At 46.6% G+C, this 4,998-nt stretch carries 4 protein-coding genes and 1 pseudogene; 4 read left to right on the top strand and 1 reads right to left on the bottom strand.

Features of this window, described 5'->3' with window-relative positions; genetic code table 11:
• Positions 1–48: 48 nt before the first annotated feature.
• A complete protein-coding gene (locus B9J84_RS13330; protein WP_013856329.1) occupies positions 49–312 on the top strand; it encodes a YfcL family protein in 264 nt (87 codons plus the stop codon).
• 116 nt (positions 313–428) lie between these two features.
• A complete protein-coding gene (locus B9J84_RS13325) occupies positions 429–953 on the top strand; it encodes an NADPH-dependent FMN reductase (RefSeq protein ID WP_094124337.1) in 525 nt (174 codons plus the stop codon).
• A gap of 114 nt (positions 954–1,067) precedes the next feature.
• On the opposite strand, the gene mnmC is transcribed toward B9J84_RS13325, so the two are convergent.
• Positions 1,068–3,095: a bifunctional tRNA (5-methylaminomethyl-2-thiouridine)(34)-methyltransferase MnmD/FAD-dependent 5-carboxymethylaminomethyl-2-thiouridine(34) oxidoreductase MnmC gene (gene mnmC / locus B9J84_RS13320; RefSeq protein WP_094124336.1), complete on the bottom strand. Its 2,028-nt coding sequence runs from the start codon at positions 3,093–3,095 to the stop codon at positions 1,068–1,070.
• Positions 3,096–3,222: 127 nt separating this feature from the next.
• On the opposite strand from mnmC, the gene fabB reads away from it, so the two are divergent.
• Both fabB and B9J84_RS13310 read left to right on the top strand, forming a co-directional pair.
• Positions 3,223–4,434 carry a beta-ketoacyl-ACP synthase I gene (gene fabB / locus B9J84_RS13315; protein WP_013856332.1) on the top strand — a complete coding sequence of 404 codons (1,212 nt, stop codon included), beginning with the start codon at positions 3,223–3,225 and terminating at the stop codon, positions 4,432–4,434.
• Between the two features lie 226 nt (positions 4,435–4,660).
• A pseudogene (locus B9J84_RS13310) lies at positions 4,661–4,998 on the top strand (4-phosphoerythronate dehydrogenase); the annotation flags it as partial.

Below are 4,998 nucleotides of genomic sequence, written 5' to 3'. Positions count from 1 at the left end.
CTTTATTATCAGGTAACTAGCTAAATAATAAGAGAAAATGAGAGTTGTATGATTATTGGATTTGAAGAAAAACTGCTGGAAATGATTGATGCACGTATTGCGACGGCATCGGACGATGAATTGTTTGCGGGTGGTTATTTGCGAGGTCATATTTCTTTGTCTGCAGCCGCGTGTGAAGATGAAGGAATTGACGATCTATCTCTGTTTAAAGCACGAATTGAGCAAAGCCTAGAGCAAGCGCGCACAGAGCTTACGCCTGCCGACCGCGTAATTGTGTTCGATTTATGGACCGAGCTTCACAACCAAGCTTAAGGTGGCACACTTAACTCATTCGAATTCTTTGAATGAGTCCGTAAAATTTTTATGGTTGTTGTTAATTTGTGCGATCGCTATGCTTAAGCCATATTCGAACACACAAGGGCAACACCATGAAAGTCATCGCATTTGGAGCATCAAACAGCTCAACTTCAATCAATAAAGCATTGGCCACTTACACCGCTCACCTCATTGAAGGTGCAGACGTGGTGGTGCTTGATATTAACAACTATACCGTTCCTATGTTTAGTGAAGATCTTGAAAAAGAGCTTGGTCAAGCCGAAGGTGCTCAAGCTTTTCTGCGTGACCTTGCTCAAGCGGATGCGTTTGTTATCTCTTTTGCTGAGCATAATGGTCACTACCCAGCGGCGTACAAAAATTTATTTGACTGGGCAACACGCATTGACCGTGAACTATTCAAAGGCAAACCTGCTGTTTACCTAGCCAGCTCCCCTGGCCCCGGTGGCGCGCAATCGGTTTTGGCGGCGGCAAATAATTCTGCCCCTTATTTTGGTGGCAATGTGAAAGCGTCAATCTCGGTAGCGAGTTTTTATGACAATTTTGACTTAGCTACAGGTCAAGTAACTAACCCAGAAGTGGCGGCGCAGTTAAAAGAAGCCGTTGCGAAGCTCGTATAGTTTTCTCGTATCATTTCAAGTTCGTCTCACGTTAAGTTTCACGCCTTTTCGCGTGAAAAAGTGAGCATTAAAAAAGCCTTGCTGGATAAGCAAGGCTTTTTTCTATGATGGGTTTTATCGAGGAGTACGTTCAGTGATGGCTTTGCCTTTTTTGAGTTTTCTCACCCACATTCGACTTGGATGAAGCGTTTCGAGTACATCAACAGCAAGTGGTAGCGGATCGCCATTCATTTGTGAAGCCAGCAACTCAGCCATTAATGGCGCAGAACTTAGCCCTCGCGATCCTAGCCCGAGCATGCAGTACAAATGAGGATAGTGAGCCACAGATGGAGTCTGTTGCGGATCTTGGGACGTTAACGGCTGGTAGTCGAGTTTGATCTGTTCAAAGTTGCCCACATTCCCGACAAACGGCAAATGATCGCGGCTGACACAGCGAACGCCTTGGCGAGATTGATTGCTAGATGTATCGACTTGCTGTGTCCAGTTTTGGTCGTTAATACAACGGGTTAAGCGTTGTCCATTCTCTTGCTGCGCCGCCGCATCGAATGCTTGGTTGATTTGACTTCGGTCATAGCTTGCGCCAATGCAGTGCTGTTGAGTGTTGAGGTTGTGCGGTGTCATATAGCCGTCGTAACACAAAACGCTGCTCAGCTTTTGCAATGTTTCTGAGGTTGGAATATGGCTTACTTGTCCTTTCACTTTGCCAAGTGGCAACGCTTGTGTTTGCTCGAAGTGGTCAAATTGATGACCGTTTGCAATGACCACACACTGATGGTGCTTTTCGTTACCATTAATACTTAATGTCCACTGCCGCTGTATTTCATCCCAGCGCAAAGACTCCACCTCGTGATTGAAATAGGCGTTGAATCGCTCACTTTGGCTTAATTGGTCAAACAGGCCTTGTGTCAGTTGAGCAGGGCAAAGCCATCCTCCGAGTGGGTAATGTAAGCTGACCATGTCAGTCGGTAAGCCGACGTTTTGTAACGTTGCTTGTTGATCGCAGTAGTGCATTAGCTGAGGGTTAAATTTCCCTTCAAGCATCGCCATCTGTTTTTGGGTCGATTTTTCATCCCACATCAATTGGGTCACACCACACCAATCATGATCAAAAGGGACGGTTTGCGCCATTTGCTCAACAAATTGCCGAGCAAACAGAAAAGCGGGCGCAAAAACACGCGATACACCACTGTGGTTTTTATTCAGCAGTGGGTAAACCGCACCTTGTCGGTTACCTGAAGCACCTTGAGCGGCTTTATCATCAGCGCAATACAGGCTGACATTGATACCGCGGCGATTGAGCATTTTAGCTAATGTGGCACTAGCAATGCCGCCGCCGATGATCGCCACGTCGGTAACATTGGTCGTCGGCGCAATCGCAAACCAAGGTTTTATATTGCTGTACGGCGTTTTGTGTTCCAGTTGACCAGCAATCATCTCTCTTTTGGTGCCAAAGCCTTTCACTTTTTTCATCGAAAAGCCTGCTTCTATCAATCCGCGTCGTACAAAACCTGCGGCGGTAAAAGTGGCGCACGTGGCTTTGTGTTTCGCCAGTTTGGCCATATTCTCAAACAGTGTTTGATTCCACATTTCAGGGTTTTTACTGGGAGCAAAACCATCTAAAAACCATGCGTCTACCACGCCTTGCTCAGTCGTGGGAACTTGCGGCATACACTCTTTGATGTCACCGAACCAAAGATCAAGGGTAATGGCGCCATCATCAAGAACAATGCGATGACATTCTGGTACTGCAATCGGGTAGTGTTGTTGAAGCTTTTTCGCATAAGTCGCTAATTCAGGCCACGCTTGGTGCGCTGTTATCAAGTCGTGTTTATTGAGCGGATATTTTTCAAAACTGATAAAATGCAGCGCTTGCAATGGCGCATTTGGGTTTTGTTGCCTAAACGCATCAAATTCTTGCCATACAGCGAGAAAATTTAACCCAGTGCCAAACCCCGTTTCGGCAATGACGAATCGTTTTTGGTCATGTTGGTGCCATCTTTGTGGTATATGATTTTGGGAAAGAAACACGTAACGCGTCTCTTCTAGGCCGTTAACGTTGGAAAAGTAAACGTCATCGAATTGGTCGGAAACGGGTGTGCCCGCTTCATTCCAACCCAGTGTTGCGTTGGTTATGCTGGTCATAATGGTGTAATTCTGTGAAATCGGGCGATATATAGCTCGAGATTGTACGAATTTCTGGGAAAGCTGACCACTTTTGTTATTCTTCTTAGTTATTATCTAAGCGAATTTTGAATTATAGGAATGTCACATGAAACGAGTCGTAATCACCGGTATGGGTATTGTTTCAAGTATCGGTAACAACGTCGAAGAAGTTTTAGCGTCTCTAAAAGCAGGCAAATCAGGTATTACCGCTTCTGAGCAGTTCAAAGAGAACGGTTTACGCTCTCAAGTGTGGGGTAGCCTGAAAATGAACCCTGCTGACCATATTGATCGCAAACAGATGCGTTTTATGGGTGATGCGGCCGCGTTTGCATACCTATCAATGGAACAAGCGATTGCCGATTCAGGTTTAGCACCAGAGCAGGTCTCTAATGACCGCACTGGTATTGTGGCTGGTTCTGGCGGTGCGTCGTCGTATAACCAAGTTATTGCTGTCGACACATTGCGCACAAAAGGCGTGAAGCGCGTTGGTCCTTACATGGTTCCACGTACTATGTCTTCGACTGTTTCAGCCTGTCTTGCTACGCCATTTAAAATCCGTGGCGTCAACTACACCATGAGCTCCGCTTGTGCGACGTCGGCTCACTGTATTGGTCACGCAATGGAACTTATCCAATTGGGTAAGCAAGATGTTGTGTTTGCAGGTGGTGGTGAAGAGCTCGATTGGTCTTTAACTATGATGTTTGATGCAATGGGTGCGCTGTCAACTAAGTACAACGAAACACCAGAAAAAGCGTCACGTACTTACGATGCTGACCGCGATGGTTTCGTGATTTCAGGCGGCGGCGGCATGGTTGTGGTTGAAGAGCTTGAGCATGCACTGGCTCGCGGCGCAAAAATTTACGGTGAAATCGTCGGTTACGGTGCGACATCCGATGGCTACGACATGGTGGCTCCATCAGGTGAAGGCGCTGTGCGTTGCATGAAGATGGCAATGCAAGCGGTAGATAGTGTGGATTATGTCAATACACATGGTACTTCCACACCTGTCGGTGATGTAAAAGAGTTGGGTGCCATTCAAGAAGTGTTCGCTGGCAACAGCCCAGCTATCTCGGCAACAAAAGCAATGACTGGCCACGCATTGGGTGCGGCAGGTGTGCATGAAGCCATCTACTCTACCTTGATGCTTCACCACGGCTTTATCGCGCCAAGCATCAACATTGACAATTTAGATCCAGCGGCTGATGGCCTTGATATTGTGACCGAAATGCGCGAGCAAGAGCTAACCACTGTGATGTCTAACAGCTTTGGTTTTGGCGGTACGAACGCGACGCTAGTGATCAAAAAGTATCAAGGCTAATGAGCCTACACACCTCTAATAAAAAGGTTTCCAGAGCGGGTCAGCTTAGCTGATCGAACAGACGCAGACTCTGTCCCATGGAGAGCGGGACGGGATCCTTTTGTTCTGGGTTTTTGCCCGGTTTCCGTGAGGAGCCGGGCATTTTTATGGAAAGCGGGATTTCTTCTCGACAGTCTGTGCGCTTTTCTGCACAATTCCTTCAATTTCGAAAATTGTGAACTCCGCTATGAAAATCCTTATTGATGAAAACATGCCTTATGCTGAATCGTTATTTAGCCAGCTTGGTGAGGTGGTGTTGAAACCCGGTAGAAGCTTAACAGCTGATGATCTTATCGACGTTGACGCCTTGATGATTCGTTCTGTTACGAAAGTAAATCAAGCACTATTAGCGAAAGCCAATAAATTAAAGTTCGTTGGTACGGCGACGGCAGGTATGGACCACGTTGATCAAGCGCTTTTGGCTGAAAGAGGCATCTTTTTTACTGCCGCACCGGGGTGTAATAAGGTGGGAGTGGCTGAGTATGTTTTCAGTGTATTGATGGTGTTAGCACAGCAGCATGGTTT

This window comes from Vibrio sp. V03_P4A6T147 (assembly GCF_002241085.1).
Taxonomy (GTDB): Bacteria; Pseudomonadota; Gammaproteobacteria; order Enterobacterales; family Vibrionaceae; genus Vibrio; species Vibrio anguillarum.
The sequence above is the reverse complement of the archived record's forward strand: the minus strand, read 5'-3'. Positions and strand labels throughout refer to the sequence as shown.

What these genes read in the sequence shown, in the direction of transcription:
- B9J84_RS13330 (WP_013856329.1), top strand. Translation starts at nt 49, where the DNA reads ATGATTATTGGATTTGAAGAAAAACTGCTGGAAATGATTGATGCACGT.
- B9J84_RS13325 (WP_094124337.1), top strand. Translation starts at nt 429, where the DNA reads ATGAAAGTCATCGCATTTGGAGCATCAAACAGCTCAACTTCAATCAAT.
- mnmC (WP_094124336.1), bottom strand. Translation starts at nt 3,095, where the DNA reads ATGACCAGCATAACCAACGCAACACTGGGTTGGAATGAAGCGGGCACA.
- fabB (WP_013856332.1), top strand. Translation starts at nt 3,223, where the DNA reads ATGAAACGAGTCGTAATCACCGGTATGGGTATTGTTTCAAGTATCGGT.